Source organism: Streptomyces sp. AK02-01A, assembly GCF_033795305.1.
GTDB lineage: Bacteria > Actinomycetota > Actinomycetes > Streptomycetales > Streptomycetaceae > Streptomyces.
The window spans coordinates 127280-141080 of record NZ_JARBAE010000008.1; the positions used below are offsets into that span (position 1 = coordinate 127280).

At 70.5% G+C, this 13801-nt stretch carries 13 protein-coding genes; 10 read left to right on the forward strand and 3 right to left on the reverse strand.

Annotation, left to right across the window (positions count from 1 at the left end; genetic code table 11):
- Nucleotides 1–157 precede the first annotated feature (157 nt).
- From PV679_RS11210 to PV679_RS11220, 3 genes are all read right to left on the reverse strand, one after another.
- Entirely contained in the window at nucleotides 158–817 is a 660-nt protein-coding gene (locus tag PV679_RS11210) for a response regulator transcription factor (RefSeq protein ID WP_319680064.1), read from the reverse strand.
- A 168-nt stretch (nucleotides 818–985) separates the two neighbouring features.
- The gene (locus PV679_RS11215; protein ID WP_319679978.1) at nucleotides 986–2299 is read right to left on the reverse strand and encodes a sensor histidine kinase; all 1314 of its coding nucleotides are present in this window, start codon (nucleotides 2297–2299) and stop codon (nucleotides 986–988) included.
- A 160-nt stretch (nucleotides 2300–2459) separates the two neighbouring features.
- The gene (locus PV679_RS11220) at nucleotides 2460–3638 is read right to left on the reverse strand and encodes a sensor histidine kinase (protein WP_319679979.1); all 1179 of its coding nucleotides are present in this window, start codon (nucleotides 3636–3638) and stop codon (nucleotides 2460–2462) included.
- Between the two features lie 174 nt (nucleotides 3639–3812).
- Here PV679_RS11220 and PV679_RS11225 point away from each other — a divergent pair, with 174 nt between their 5' ends.
- From PV679_RS11225 to PV679_RS11270, 10 genes are read left to right on the forward strand one after another with little or no spacing between them, the layout of a single operon-like run.
- Nucleotides 3813–4205 (forward strand): NADH-quinone oxidoreductase subunit A, encoded by a 393-nt coding sequence (locus tag PV679_RS11225; RefSeq protein ID WP_319679980.1) that lies wholly within the window; start codon nucleotides 3813–3815, stop codon nucleotides 4203–4205.
- The gene (locus PV679_RS11230; RefSeq protein WP_319679981.1) at nucleotides 4196–4807 is read left to right on the forward strand and encodes an NADH-quinone oxidoreductase subunit B family protein; all 612 of its coding nucleotides are present in this window, start codon (nucleotides 4196–4198) and stop codon (nucleotides 4805–4807) included. The genes PV679_RS11225 and PV679_RS11230 overlap by 10 nt, the downstream gene beginning before the upstream one ends.
- Nucleotides 4804–5988, forward strand: coding sequence for an NADH-quinone oxidoreductase subunit C (locus PV679_RS11235; RefSeq protein ID WP_319679982.1), 1185 nt, complete (start codon nucleotides 4804–4806; stop codon nucleotides 5986–5988). The genes PV679_RS11230 and PV679_RS11235 overlap by 4 nt, the downstream gene beginning before the upstream one ends.
- Nucleotides 5985–6953, forward strand: a complete 969-nt coding sequence (locus PV679_RS11240) for a complex I subunit 1 family protein (protein WP_319679983.1) — start codon at nucleotides 5985–5987, stop codon at nucleotides 6951–6953. Before PV679_RS11235 ends, PV679_RS11240 begins: the two co-directional genes overlap by 4 nt.
- A complete protein-coding gene (locus PV679_RS11245; RefSeq protein WP_319679984.1) occupies nucleotides 6953–7516 on the forward strand; it encodes an NADH-quinone oxidoreductase subunit I in 564 nt (187 codons plus the stop codon). The genes PV679_RS11240 and PV679_RS11245 overlap by 1 nt, the downstream gene beginning before the upstream one ends.
- Nucleotides 7513–8169: an NADH-quinone oxidoreductase subunit J gene (locus tag PV679_RS11250; RefSeq protein WP_319679985.1), complete on the forward strand. Its 657-nt coding sequence runs from the start codon at nucleotides 7513–7515 to the stop codon at nucleotides 8167–8169. The genes PV679_RS11245 and PV679_RS11250 overlap by 4 nt, the downstream gene beginning before the upstream one ends.
- Complete coding sequence (gene nuoK, locus PV679_RS11255) at nucleotides 8169–8582, forward strand: NADH-quinone oxidoreductase subunit NuoK (RefSeq protein WP_319679986.1); 414 nt, start codon at nucleotides 8169–8171, stop codon at nucleotides 8580–8582. The genes PV679_RS11250 and nuoK overlap by 1 nt, the downstream gene beginning before the upstream one ends.
- A complete protein-coding gene (locus tag PV679_RS11260) occupies nucleotides 8579–10585 on the forward strand; it encodes an NADH-quinone oxidoreductase subunit L (RefSeq protein WP_319679987.1) in 2007 nt (668 codons plus the stop codon). Before nuoK ends, PV679_RS11260 begins: the two co-directional genes overlap by 4 nt.
- A 27-nt stretch (nucleotides 10586–10612) precedes the next feature.
- Nucleotides 10613–12193: an NADH-quinone oxidoreductase subunit M gene (locus PV679_RS11265; protein WP_319680065.1), complete on the forward strand. Its 1581-nt coding sequence runs from the start codon at nucleotides 10613–10615 to the stop codon at nucleotides 12191–12193.
- Complete coding sequence (locus PV679_RS11270) at nucleotides 12190–13749, forward strand: NADH-quinone oxidoreductase subunit N (RefSeq protein WP_319679988.1); 1560 nt, start codon at nucleotides 12190–12192, stop codon at nucleotides 13747–13749. Before PV679_RS11265 ends, PV679_RS11270 begins: the two co-directional genes overlap by 4 nt.
- Nucleotides 13750–13801: the final 52 nt, after the last annotated feature.

A 13801-nucleotide genomic window follows, 5' to 3' on the forward strand; every position in this document is an offset into this window, starting at 1 on the left:
CATGGTGGACGTCATCGCGAAACGCCATGGCGTACCGATTTGTCATACTTTGCCCGCCCCTGGATTCTTCCGTGAAAGGTGCTCCGGCCTCGTCCTTTGGTTCTAGGACTCTCGCTCCACCACACATCTGACGGAGTGGCAGGCGCGGTCCCGGCTGTCAGGTCTTCAGATAGGTCAGCACGGCCAGGACCCGGCGGTGATCCCCGTCACTGGGGGAGAGGCCGAGCTTCAGGAAGATATTGCTGACGTGCTTCTCCACCGCGCCGTCGCTCACGACAAGCTGCTTGGCGATCGCCGAATTCGTCCGTCCCTCGGCCATCAGACCGAGGACCTCCCGCTCGCGAGGCGTCAGCCCGGCCAGCACGTCCTGCTTCCGGCTGCGGCCCAGAAGCTGGGCCACCACCTCGGGGTCCAGCGCCGTCCCGCCCCTGGCCACCCGTACCACGGCGTCCACGAATTCCCTGACGTCGGCCACCCGGTCCTTGAGCAGATATCCCACGCCCCGGCTGCTGCCGGCCAGCAGCTCGGTGGCGTACTGCTCCTCGACGTACTGCGACAGCACCAGGACCCCGATCGCGGGATGGTCCCGCCGCAGCCGCACGGCCGCCCGCACTCCCTCGTCGGTGTGGGTCGGCGGCATCCGTACGTCCGCGACCACCACATCCGGCAGCGCGTCCTGGTCCGCCAGCTCGCCCACGGTCTTGATCAGCGCTTCGCCGTCTCCGACACCGGCGACCACGTCGTGCCCGCGGTCGGTCAGCAGCCGGGTCAGGCCCTCCCGAAGCAGCACTGAGTCCTCGGCGATGACCACCCGCACCCTGTCCTCCACGACTTCGCAGCCCCACTGTCGATGTTTGCCCGCCCCTGTGCCCTCCAGCATCCCAGTATTCGGATCGGTCCGCGCCCGCCTGGGAGGAAACAGGACAGCGCCGCTCGCGGGCGGCTCCGTCCGGCGGGTGGGGCCGGGCCCCCTCTCTTCGTACGGTCAGCCACGCCAGGGCAGCTCCGCCGTCACCGACGTCGGACCGCCGGCCGGTGAGTCGATGACCAGGATCCCGTCCACCGCGTCCAGCCGCTCCGCCAGTCCGGCCAGGCCGCTGCCCGTCGACGCGTCCGCTCCTCCCTGGCCGTCGTCCGTGACCTGAAGCATCAGCCGGTCGTGCGTCTGCCACACATCCACCGACGACCGCCTCGCCCGTGCGTGCTTGCTGACGTTCTGCAGCAGCTCGGAGACCGTGAAGTAGGCGATGCCCTCGATCGCGGCGGCCGGCCTGGAAGGCAGATCGACCTCCACATTCACCGGCACCGTGCAGCGGGAGGCGATCGCGGACAGCGCCGCGTCCAGTCCGCGGTCGGTGAGGACCGCCGGATGGATGCCGCGAGCCAGGTCGCGCAGCTCCTGCAGAGCCGTCTTCACTTCTCCGTGCGCCTCGGCGACCATGCGCGCCGCGGCCTCCGGGTCCTCTGTCAGCTTCTCCTTCGCCAGCCCCAGGTCCATGGCCAGGGCCACCAGACGGGCCTGCGCGCCGTCGTGGAGATCGCGCTCGATCCGGCGCAGATCGGCCGCCGCCGTGTCCACGACCACGCCTCGGTCCGACTCCAGCTCCGAGACCCGAGTGGCCAGCCGGGAGGGCCCGAGCAGCCCGGCGACCATCAGCCGGTCCACGCTCGTCAGGCCGCGTATCAGCCAGGGCGAGGCGAGGACCAGCACCAGTCCGACCGCACTGGTGACACCTATCTCGAACGGTGTGTCGAGATAGAGGCCATTGCCGCTGCCGTCGCCGTAGACCGCGATACCCGACTGGCCGAGATGGTTCGGGAACACCCACTGCCAGAGCGGATAGAGGAACAGCGCCCAGCCCGTCGTCCAGAAGGTCACCGCGACCACGAAGGCGAACACCGCCCACGGGAAGTGCAGCACCGCGTACAGCAGATGCCGCCAGGACGCCCCGCTCTTCAGGACCGCGCCGACCCACGACATCAGCCCGTGCTTCTGGCCGCGGACCGGCTCCGGATCCGCCACCTTCAGCCCCAGCAGCCCTCGGGCCCGCGCGCGCTCCATGGCGCCGAAGGCACGGCAGCCGGCGAGTCCCATCGCGAGCACCGGCACCCCGAGGAAGGTGACGAGCAGTCCCGCGCCGACTGAGATCGTCGCTATCGCGTAGCTGAACAGCACGGCGGCGATCGGCAGGCTGAGCAGCAGATAGCCGAACTCGCGCCAGGTGCGTCCCTCCACCGGCGCGCGCAGCGCGGGCGGAAGGATGTGGGGCCGCGACTGCGATCCGTCATCGATGGCCATCGGTGTTGTCCGTTCTGAGCGCCGTCCGGTGGGAGCGGGCTGTGTGCTCCCGGGTACTCCATGCTGCTGGGGCCGGGACCTCCGCACCATGAGGACGGTCTCCGTTTTCACCCTGGGGTTTTCCCCACCTCGGAGGTGTGGTTCCGCCCTCGCGGAGACGTCAGGCCTTGCCGCGTGGGCGCCAGGGCAGCTCCGCCGTGACGACCGTCGGCCCGCCGACCGGGGAATCGAGGACGAACAGTCCGTCGACCGCGCCCAGCCGCTCGGCCAGCCCGGACATGCCCGTACCGCCGTCCAGCCGCGCGCCGCCGCGTCCGTCGTCCTGGACCTGGACCAGCAGCCGGTCGTCCGCCCGCCACACATCGACGGCCGCGGTCCGCGCCGCGCTGTGCTTGCTGACGTTCTGGAGCAGCTCGGAGACCGTGAAGTAGGCGATGCCCTCGATCGCCTCGGCCGGCCGCTCGCTCAGATCCACCGTCACCTTCACCGGCACCGTGCAGCGGGAGGCGATCGCGGACAGCGCCGCGTCCAGTCCGCGGTCGGTGAGGACCGCCGGATGGATGCCGCGAGCCAGGTCGCGCAGCTCCTGGAGGGCCAGCTTCACCTCTCCGTGCGCCTCGTCGACCATGATGGCGGCCCCCTCCGGGTCCTCCGTCAGCTTCTCCTTGGCGAGGCCGAGACCCATGGCCAGGGCCACCAGACGGGCCTGTGCGCCGTCGTGGAGATCGCGCTCGATCCGGCGCAGATCGGCCGCCGCCGTGTCCACGACCACGCCGCGGTCCGACTCCAGCTCGGCGATCCGCCGCTCCAGCTCGTCCGACGGGGAGAGCAGCCCTCGCACCATCGCCCGGTCGGCGTTGGTCAGACCGCGTGCCACGAACGGAAGGACCGGCCAGAGCACGAACAGACCCACCAGAGTGACACTGAACGTCACCACGGCCCAGGGCAGCCGGATGAATTCGTACAGCACCGTCCGCCAGGCCACCGGATCCTTCAGCCCCGCCCACACCCAGCCCAGGACGCCCTCGGGACGGCGCCCGCGCGCGTACAGCGGACTCGGCTCCTCGATCCGTACACCCAGCAGCGCACGCGCCCGCGCGCGCTCCGCCCGGCCGAGCAGCCGTGCGCCCGTGAGCCCGCCGACGAGCCACGGCAGCCCGATCACCGTCACCGACAGCCCGACACCCGTGGAGATCGTGAACACCACATAGACAAATCCGATCAGAGCGACCGGAAGATTCGCGAGGAGATGGGCGATCTCCTTCCATGTGTGCCGGTCGTACGCGAAACGCACAGGCGGCGGCCGGTCATTGTCGGGAAGGCTGCTGATCGCGGTCATAGCCACTAAGCCTGCCGGGCCCGGAGGCCGTACGCCATGGGGTTGCTGGGGGGCCTGGAGTAGGGGTAGCCCCCCTGTGCGGGACGCACCTGCTTACCGTCTCTTTAACAGGGCCTAGACTCCCGTCCGTACAGATCGTCGAAGACGCTACGGGTCAGGGAGCGAGGGACGGACGTGTCGGAACCGACCGTTCTCGCGTCGGACTACTTCCAGAGCTATTCGGTGGTCGGACTGCTCGCGGTCGTCGGTGCGCTGTTCGTCGCCGTGGCCTTCGGAGCGGGCCGGCTGCTGCGGCCGGTGGTGCCGACGCCGGAGAAGCTGCTCACATACGAATGCGGTGTCGACCCCGTCGGCGAGGGCTGGGCGCACACCCAGGTCCGCTACTACGTCTATGCGTTCCTGTATGTGATCTTCGCGGTCGACTCGATCTTCCTGTTCCCGTGGGCGACCGTTTTCGCCGCTCCCGGTTACGGTGCCACGACACTGGTCGAGATGTTCATCTTCCTCGGCTTCCTGGCCGTGGGACTGCTCTACGCATGGAAGAAGGGCGTCCTCGAATGGACGTGACCCCGGAATCGCTGCCGGTAGTGCCCGAGAGCGGCCCTGCGGTGAAACGTCTCGGCGTGCTCTCCCGCCTGGCCCCCGAGCCGATGAAGGTGGTCCTCAACTGGGGCCGCCGCTACAGCCTCTGGGTCTTCAACTTCGGGCTGGCCTGCTGCGCGATCGAGTTCATCGCCGCCTCCATGGCCCGGCACGACTTCATCCGGCTCGGTGTGATCCCCTTCGCGCCGGGACCGCGCCAGGCGGACCTGATGGTGGTGTCCGGCACGGTCACGGACAAGATGGCGCCCGCGGTGAAGCGGCTGTACGAGCAGATGCCCGAGCCCAAGTACGTGATCTCCTTCGGCGCCTGCTCCAACTGCGGCGGCCCCTACTGGGACTCGTACTCCGTGACCAAGGGCGTCGACCAGATCATCCCCGTCGACGTCTATGTACCGGGCTGCCCGCCGCGTCCCGAGGCGCTGCTCCAGGGCATCCTGAAGCTCCAGGAGAAGATCGCCAGGGAATCGCTCGGCGAGCGCTACGGCTCGGGAGGCCGGCCCTCGGCCGCCGCGCTGCGCAGCGGCCTGGTCGAAGCCCCGCCGACGCCCGGGGAGAGCACCTCGTGAACGCCCACGACGCGCCCGGTCCGAACGACTACGACCGGCTGCCGGACGCCGTCACCGAGATCTTCGGCGCGGACGCCACGGCCGAGCGCGCCTATGACCTCCTGACGGTCGACGTCCCGCCCGAGGCATGGATCGGTGCTCTCGAAACCGCCCGTGACCGGCTGCGCTGCAGCTACTTCGACTGGCTGAGCGCGGTCGACGAGCCGGGCGCGGGCTTCCGTGTCTGCGCCCATGTGGCCGCGCTGGAAGGCGGTACGGTCCGCCGGCTCCTGGTCCGTACGACCGTCCCGCACGCGGCGGCCGTCCTGCCCACGGCCGTCGAGGTCTACGCGGGAGCCGGCTGGCACGAGCGGGAGACGCACGAGATGTTCGGCATCGCCTTCACCGGCCATCCGAACCTGGCCCACCTCCTTCTGCCCGAGACCTTCGAAGGCCATCCGCTGCGCAAGGACTTCGTCCTCGCCGCCCGCGTCGCCAAGGCATGGCCGGGCGCCAAGGAACCGGGAGAGCCCGCGGCGGGCGCGGAACACAGCGGACCCCGGCGCCGCCAGATGCTTCCGCCCGGTGTTCCCGACCCGAACGAATGGGGTCCGCTCAAGGGCCAGCTCCCTCCGGCGCCCAGCCGCCCCGCCCGGACGGCCCGCGCCGCCGGTGACCGGCCGGTCCGTGCGGCCCGCGGTGTCCCGGAGGGCTCGGCGCCTCCGCGCCGGACGCGCGGCGCGTCGGAGGGCTCGGCGAGCCGGCCCGCGCCGGCACGGACCGGCGGTGACGAAGCGTCGCCGGAGGACAGCAGGCCGGCGTCGCCGGTAGCACCGGAACCGCCGCGTGAGGAAGGCACCACCGCCGCGGACGCCGCCGGCGAGACCGCGTCCGGCGCCACACCGGGCCGGCGGTCGCGGAGCGCCTCGGAGGGCTCGGCGTCCCAGCGGCGCGAGCCGTCCGCACCGGACGCTCCGTGGCACAAGCCCCGCCAGGCCTTCGGCGACGACGCCGCCGCCGAAGGCGAAGAAGCCTCCGACGCCGACGCCGAAGAAGCCTCCGACGCCGACGCCGAAGAAGCCTCCGACGCGGAGGACCGGCCCGACAAGGCGGATAAGGCGGACAAGGCCGGCCCCGGCGAGCCGGAGAAAGCCGCTCCCACCGAGGCTCCCGAGAGCGACCGCCCAGAAGGAGACGCGTGAACGACGTACTCGACGTCGCCCTCCGGCTGATCGTCGTCTTCGCCGTGTTCCTGGTCCTCCCGCTTGTCGTCGGGCAGACCGAACACAAGGTGATGGCCCATATGCAGGGCCGCCTCGGTCCCATGTACGCGGGCGGCTTCCACGGCTGGGCCCAGCTCGTCGCCGACGGTGTGAAGTTCGCGCAGAAGGAGGACGTGGTCCCGGCCAACGCCGACCGGCGCGTCTTCCAGCTCGCTCCGGCCGTCGCACTCCTTCCGTATCTGCTCGTCCTGGTGGTCATTCCGGTCGGCCCGAGCTCCGGCGCGGTCGGCCAGGTCGTCGACGCGGGCATCTTCTTCGTGCTCGCCGTGATGGGCGTCGGAGTGCTCGGCTCGCTCATGGCGGGCTGGGCCTCGGCCAACAAGTTCTCTCTGCTCGGCGGTCTGCGCACCGCCGCGCAGCTCCTCGCGTACGAGCTGCCGATGCTGCTCGCCGCCGCCTCCGTCGCGATGGCGGCCGGCACGGTCTCCCTGCCCGGCATCCTCAACGCCTTCCAGTGGTGGTGGCTGCCGTGGCAGATCATCGGCGCACTCGTCTTCTTCACCGCCGGCCTCGCCGAACTCCAGCGCCCGCCCTTCGACATGCCGGTGGCCGACTCCGAGATCATCTTCGGCGCCTACACCGAATACACCGGGCTGCGCTTCGCGCTGTTCCTGCTCGCGGAGTATGCGGGCATCGTCGTCCTCTGCGGGCTGACCACCGTCCTCTTCCTCGGCGGCTGGCACGGACCGCTCGGAGCCGACGGACTCGGCTGGGTCTGGACACTCCTCAAGACGGCCGTCCTCGCCTTTGTCGTCATCTGGCTGCGGGTGAGTTATCCACGGCTGCGGGAGGACCAGCTCCAGAAACTCGCCTGGACCGGACTCATCCCCCTCGCTCTCGCGCAGATCGCGCTCACCGGCATCGTGAAGGTGGCGATCAACTGATGCCCCCGATCCCCGGCTCCGGCCTGGCCAAGGGCCTGGCAGTCACCCTGCGGACCATGACGAAGAAGTCCGTCACCGCGCAGTATCCGGACGCCCAGCCCGAACTCCCGCCCCGCAGCCGCGGGGTGATCGGGCTGTTCGAGGAGAACTGCACGGTCTGCATGCTCTGCGCCCGTGAGTGCCCCGACTGGTGCATCTATATCGACTCCCACAAGGAGACGGTCCCGGCCGCGGTCCCCGGTGGCCGCGAGCGGAGCCGTAACGTCCTCGACCGGTTCGCCATCGACTTCGCGCTCTGCATGTACTGCGGTATCTGCATCGAGGTCTGTCCTTTCGACGCGCTTTTCTGGTCGCCGGAGTTCGAGTACGCGGAGACGGACATCCGTGAACTCACCCACGAGCGGGACAAGCTCCGCGAGTGGATGTGGACGGTGCCCGCGCCGCCCGCGCTCGACCCGGGAGCGGAAGAGCCGAAGGAGATCGCCGCCGCCCGCAAGACGGCCGAGAAACAGGCGGCGGCACGCCGGCAGGAGCAGGCACGGGAACAGGAGGAAGGCGAGTGACCCTCGCGGCAACCGCCTCGACCGTGTCCGCCGCGGCCGGACACGGCTTTCTGTCACCGAGCGGCGTCGAAATAGCCTTTGTCCTCGTCGGCCTTGTCACCTTCGGCGCGGCCCTGGTCACCGTCAGGACCAGACAACTGGTCCACGCCGCGCTCTGGCTGGTCGTGGCGCTCGGTGGCCTGGCTGTCGAATACCTGCTGCTGACGGCGGAGTTCATCGCCTGGGTGCAGGTCCTGATCTATGTCGGTTCCGTGGTGGTCCTCCTGCTGTTCGGTCTGATGCTCACCAGGGCGCCCATCGGCCGTTCTCCGGACGCCGATTCGGAGAACCGGCCCGTCGCGCTGGCGGTGGCCGTCGCCGCGGCGGCCGCACTGGTCTGGGTGGTCGTCGACGCGTTCCGTACGACCTGGATCGACCTGGACGGACCGGCACAGGGCTCCACCGAGGTGTCGGGCCGGATCCTGTTCCGGTACTGGGTGCTGCCCTTCGAGGCGCTGTCCGTCCTTCTGCTGGCCGCGCTCGTCGGCGCGATCGTCCTGTCCCGCAAGCACAGCGGCGCGACCGACGACGGCGCGTCCGACACCAGCGGCGCACCGGATCGCGGCGGCGCGGGCAGCGGCGCCGCCAACGGCAGCGGCAAGGAGCAGCGCTGATGCATCTCGCCTATCCCGCCGTGCTCGCGGCGCTGCTGTTCTGCACCGGTGTGTACGGAGTGCTCGCGCGCCGGAACGCGATCCTCGTCCTGATGTCGGTCGAGCTGATGCTCAACGCCGTCAACCTCAATCTGGTCGCCTTCGACGTCTGGCTGCGCGACACCCTCCACACCGGCCAGGCGCTCACGCTCTTCGTCATCGCCATCGCCGCCGCGGAGATCGGCATCGGACTGGCGATCGTCCTGATGGTCTACCGCACCCGCGGCACCCCGGACGTGGACAAGCTCCGGGACACCGCCGAGCATCCGGACGGCCCGGACGGCCCGGACGGCACCGACGGCTCAGACGGCACCGAGGGCGCCGAACCGGAAGAAACCACCGCCCCGGCACAGAAGGCTGAGGCCACCGCGTGACCACCACGACCCTCGCCGTCCTTGTCCCTCTCCTTCCGTTCCTCGGAGCCGTCGGCGGACTGCTGCTCGGCCGTACCTCACCCGGTTTCGTCCGTCCGCTGGCCGTCCTGCCGCCTCTCGCGTCGGCCGCGCTCGCCGTCGTCGTGGCCGTACGCCTGGGCGGCGGCGCCGGTGACGGAACGCCGCCACTGGACGCCGCGACCCGGCTCACACCCACCGGCTCCGTCCCCGTCGACCTGGCCCTGCACATCGACGGCTTCGCGGCCCTGGTCGCCGTACTCGTCGCCGTGGTCGCGTCGTGCGTGCAGCTCTACTCGACCGGCTATCTGCGCGGCGACGCGCGCTATCCGTCGTACGCGGCTCTTGTCTCCCTCTTCACCTCCGCGATGCTGCTCGTCGTCTACTCCGGCGATCTGATGGTGCTGCTGGTCGGCTGGGAGATCATGGGCATCTGCTCGTACTTCCTCGTCGGCCACTACTGGGAGACGCCCGAGGCGCGCGCCGCCTCACTGAAGGCGTTCCTGGTCACCAAGCTCGGCGATGTCCCGTTTCTGTTCGGGCTGTTCGCGCTGGCCGCCGACGCCGGCACCTTCCGAATCACCGGTGTGCTGGAGACGGTCGCCAACGGCGGCCTCGACCACCCGACCCTGATCGCGCTGCTGCTGCTCGCCGGAGTGGCGGGCAAGTCCGCGCAGTTCCCGCTGCACACCTGGCTGCCCGACGCGATGGCAGGCCCCACGCCCGTCTCCGCGCTCATCCACGCCGCGACCATGGTCGCCGCCGGTATCTACTTCGTGGCCCGGCTGCTGCCCGTCTTCGCCGCGTCGAGGGCCGCACTGGTCGTCCTGGCCGTGATGGCCGCCGTCACGATGGTCGGCTCGGCCCTCGCGGCCCTCGCCCAGGACGACATCAAGCGCGTGCTCGCCTACTCGACGATCGGCCAACTCGGCTATATGTCAGGAGCCCTGGCCGTCGGCGACCGGGGCGCGGCGGTCTTCCATCTCCTCTCGCACGGCGCCTTCAAGGCTCTTCTCTTCCTCGGCGCCGGCGTGATCATCCATGGCGCCGGCACCAACTCGCTCGCCACCATGTCCCGGATGCGCGGCCTGCCCAAGCGCATCCCGGACGCCTACTGGACGATGACGATCGGACTGCTCGCGCTCGCCGCGATCCCTCCGTTCGCGGGCTTCTTCTCCAAGGAATCCGTCCTTGTCGCCGCCGAGCACTCAGCCCTCGGAGAGTCCGGCGTCGCTCCGGGCGCCGCCGGCTGGACCGTGCTGATCGCCGGTCTGGCCACCGCGCTCCTCACCGCCGCGTACGCCACCCGCCTCTGGCTGCTGGCCTTCCGCGGCCATGGCGTGGACGCGCCCGACCACGGCGGCGGGCCCGTCGTCATGAACGCCGTCCTGTGGGTGCTGGCCATCCCTTCGCTCGCCCTCGGACTGACCGTCGGACAACTGCCCCGCTGGTTCGACGGACACAGCCTCGCTCCGAACCTCACCACCTCCATCCTGAGTACCGGAGTCGCGCTCGTCGGCGGTCTGGTCACCTACGGGAGCTGGCGCCACACCACGGCCCTGGCCGCGCGCACACCGATCGGCGCCGTGACCGCCCACCCCGGCGGCGAACCCGCCGTCTCCGAGGCGGAAGCCATCGCGACCCACGTTCCCGTCTACGGCGATATCGCGGCGGCCCCGGACCCGGCCGACCCCGCCCGTATCCTGCTGGGCCCGCTCCATCGCCACGCGGCGTCCGGCTTCCATCTCGACGCCGTCCACCACACCCTCTTCGTACGTCCCGTCCTGGCAGCGGCCCAGCTCGTCCGCTTCCTCGACCGGGAGGTCATCGACGCGTACGTACGCGCCGCGGGCGCCGGCAGCCGCCGGCTCGGCGACGCCGTACGGCGCGCGCAGACCGGCAATGTGCAGACCTATCTCAGCGCCCTGCTCGCCGGCTCCGTCCTCCTGGCGATCGCCGCCGTACTCGTCGCCGCCGGAGCGTGAGCCGTGATCGATATCAGTGAATCCGTGATGCAGGCCCTTCTCGCGTTGATCGTCGCGGGGCCGCTCGTCGGCGCCGTGGGCGCGCTCCTCCCGGCCCCTCCCGGACTGCGTGGCAAAAGCCCCGACCAGGCCGTGCTCCGCCATGGAGTGACCGTGACCGGCGCGATCCTGGTCGCCGCGATCGTGCTGGCCCTCGGCTTCGACCACGACCAGCCGTCGAGCATGCAGGCCACGACGGACATCAGATGGATCGCGGCCCTGGACGTCCGGATCCATCTCGGCATCGACGGCATTTCGCTCCCCCTTCTGCTCCTGACCGCGCTGCTGACCTTCCTCTGCGCGCTCCACAGCTACGTCAAGCAGCAGCGGGCGCCCGGCGGCGCCGGTCCCTCACCCAAGGCGTTCGTCGCCCTGCTGCTCCTCCTCGAATCCGGCACCCTCGCGACCTTCGCCGTCCTCGACCTGGTGCTCTTCTTTCTCGCCTTCGAGATGGTGCTGATCCCGATGTACTTCCTGATCGCCCGCTGGGGCGGTTCGGAAGGCGTCACCGGCGGCAGGCAGGCCGCCGCCTCGAAATTCATCCTCTACACGCTGCTCGGTTCCGTGGTCATGCTGCTCGGCCTGCTGCTCATCGGACTTAACGCGGGCACTTTCGACATGGTGGCACTCGCCACTGACAACGGCCGGGGCCTCAGCACATCGGTGCAGGTCATCGCCGTTCTCGCGATCGGTCTCGGCCTCGCGGTGAAGACTCCGATGTGGCCCCTGCACAGTTGGCTGCCGGACGCCCACACCGCCGCACCGACCGTCGGCTCCGTACTGCTCGCCGGTGTTCTGCTCAAGATGGGTACGTACGGTTTCGTCCGTATCGTGCTGCCCATCGCGCCGGACGGGATGCGGACCTTCGCGCCCTGGCTCGGTGCTCTGGCCGTCGTCGGCATCATCTACGGATCCCTCGCCTGTCTCGCACTCGCCAGACAGGGCGCGGGCGGCGACCTCAAACGGCTGATCGCCTACTCCTCCGTCGGCCACATGGGCTTCGTCCTGCTCGGCATCGCGACCATGACGCCCACCGGCGTCAATGGCGCGCTCTTCGCCAACATCGCCCACGGCCTAGTCACCGGCCTGCTGTTCTTCCTGGTCGGAGCGGTCAAGGACCGCTACGGCACCGCCGACCTCGACACCCTCTCCGGGGCCGCCGGAGCCGCGCTCTACGGCCGCGCCCCGCGCCTCGGCGGACTGCTCGCCTTCGCGGCCGTCGCCTCCCTCGGCCTGCCAGGTCTCGCCGGGTTCTGGGGCGAGATGCTCACGATGTTCGGCGCCTTCGACCCGGCGGACGGGCTGAGCCGCCCCGCCTTCCTCACCTTCATGGCGATCGCCGGCTTCGGCACCCTGCTCACCGCGGCGTATCTCCTGATCGTCGTGCGCCGCGTCTGCATGGGCGCGAAGGTCCCGGAGGCGCAGCCACTCGCCGATGTCCAGCCGTACGAATTCGCCGCCTGGACCCCGCTCGTCGCCCTGACCGTCCTCGCCGGACTCTGGCCCGCGGTCCTCCTCGGCCTCACCGACCCGGCCGTGCAGAAGCTCCTCGCAGGAGGCAAGTCGTGACCGTGGCCGCCGAGAGCGCCGCCAGCCTCGTCCAGTCCATCGACTGGCTCGCGATCGCGCCTCCCACCATCACCGCCGTGGTCGCTCTGATCGTCCTGGTCGCCGACCTCTTCGTACCGGAGCACCGCAAGCCGCTCCTCGGCGGTGTCGCGATCACCGGCCTGGTCGCCGCGATCATCACTCTCGTACCGCTGCGCGCCGGCGGCCGTTCGACGTTCTGCCTCACGACGGACGCGACGGCCTGCAGTTACACGGTCGACCGCTTCGCGCTGGTCATCCAGCTTCTGGTGCTCGGCGGGGCGCTGCTCACGGCGCTGCTGTCGCTCACCGGGAACCGGAAGCTTCCCATGGGCGAGTTCTGGTTCCTGCTGCTCTCCTCGGCGGCCGGCGCGGCCCTGCTGCCCGCCGCCCGTGATCTCGCGACCCTGGTGGTGGCCCTCGAAGTCGCCTCCCTCCCCGCCTTCGCCCTGGTCGGACTCCGGCGCGGCGACCGGCTCTCCGCCGAGGCCGCGCTGAAGTTCTTCCTCTCCTCCGTCACCGCGACCGCCGTGATGCTGCTCGGTGTCAGCTTCGTGTACGCCACGACCGGCACCCTGCACCTCACCCGGATCGCCGAACGGCTCGATCACGTCCCGGGCCAACTGGACACCCTCGCCAAGGCGGGCGTCGCGCTCACGCTCGTCGGCTTCGCCTTCAAGACGGCCGCGGCGCCCTTCCACTTCTGGGTGCCCGACACCTATGTCGGCGCGCCCCTGCCCGTCGCCGCGTATCTCTCCGTCGTCGGCAAGGCGGTCGGCTTCTCGGGCCTCATCCTGGTGACCGTCGTCGCTTTCCCTTCGTACGCGGACGTGTGGGGGCCGGTCATCGCGGTCCTCGCCGCGCTCACCATGACCGTCGGCAATGTCGCGGCGCTGCGGCAGTCGGCCACCCGCACCTGGAGCGCGGTACGGCTGCTCGCCTGGTCGTCGGTGGCCCAGGCGGGCTACTTCCTGGTGCCGATCGCCGCCGCCGCGTACGCGGACGACAACCGGATCGGATCCACCGTCGCGTACGCCCTGATGTACGCCGTCGTGAACCTCGGCGCCTTCGCCGTCGCCGCGCTCGTGGCCCGGACGAAACCGCTGAACCGTGTCTCGGACTACCGCGGCCTCTACGCGCGGCGGCCCCTCGTCGCCCTCGCGATGGGTTTCTTCCTGCTCTGCCTGGCCGGGCTGCCGCCCGGCATCATCGGCCTGTTCGCGAAGGTCACCGTCTTCTCGGCGGCCGTCGACGCGGGCCTCGGCTGGCTCGCCGTCGTCATGGCCGTCAATGTGGTCATCGCTCTCTCTTACTACCTCCAGTGGACGGCGATCCTCTTCCGGGCCCCCGAGGGCCGGCAGGAGCCGGGCCGGCAGGAGCCGGCCGGTGCGGGCGTCCGGGCCGGACAGGGCGGGCAGGCGGTGCTGGAGGCCCCGGCGGCGCTCACGGTGGCCATTGTCATGACCGCCGTCGTCGGCATCGTCCTGTCCGTGGCGCCACAGCTCGTCCTGCGCTTCGCGGACATCAGCCTCTTCTGAGTCCGCCGGCTTCTGAGTCAGCCGGCTTCCGCGAACGCCGGGCGTCGCCGCC

Bases quoted from the DNA above. Each gene is read 5' to 3' on its own strand.
- PV679_RS11215 (WP_319679978.1), bottom strand. From the start codon at position 2,299: ATGGCCATCGATGACGGATCGCAGTCGCGGCCCCACATCCTTCCGCCC.
- PV679_RS11220 (WP_319679979.1), bottom strand. From the start codon at position 3,638: ATGACCGCGATCAGCAGCCTTCCCGACAATGACCGGCCGCCGCCTGTG.
- PV679_RS11230 (WP_319679981.1), top strand. From the start codon at position 4,196: ATGGACGTGACCCCGGAATCGCTGCCGGTAGTGCCCGAGAGCGGCCCT.
- PV679_RS11245 (WP_319679984.1), top strand. From the start codon at position 6,953: ATGCCCCCGATCCCCGGCTCCGGCCTGGCCAAGGGCCTGGCAGTCACC.
- nuoK (WP_319679986.1), top strand. From the start codon at position 8,169: ATGCATCTCGCCTATCCCGCCGTGCTCGCGGCGCTGCTGTTCTGCACC.
- PV679_RS11265 (WP_319680065.1), top strand. From the start codon at position 10,613: ATGCAGGCCCTTCTCGCGTTGATCGTCGCGGGGCCGCTCGTCGGCGCC.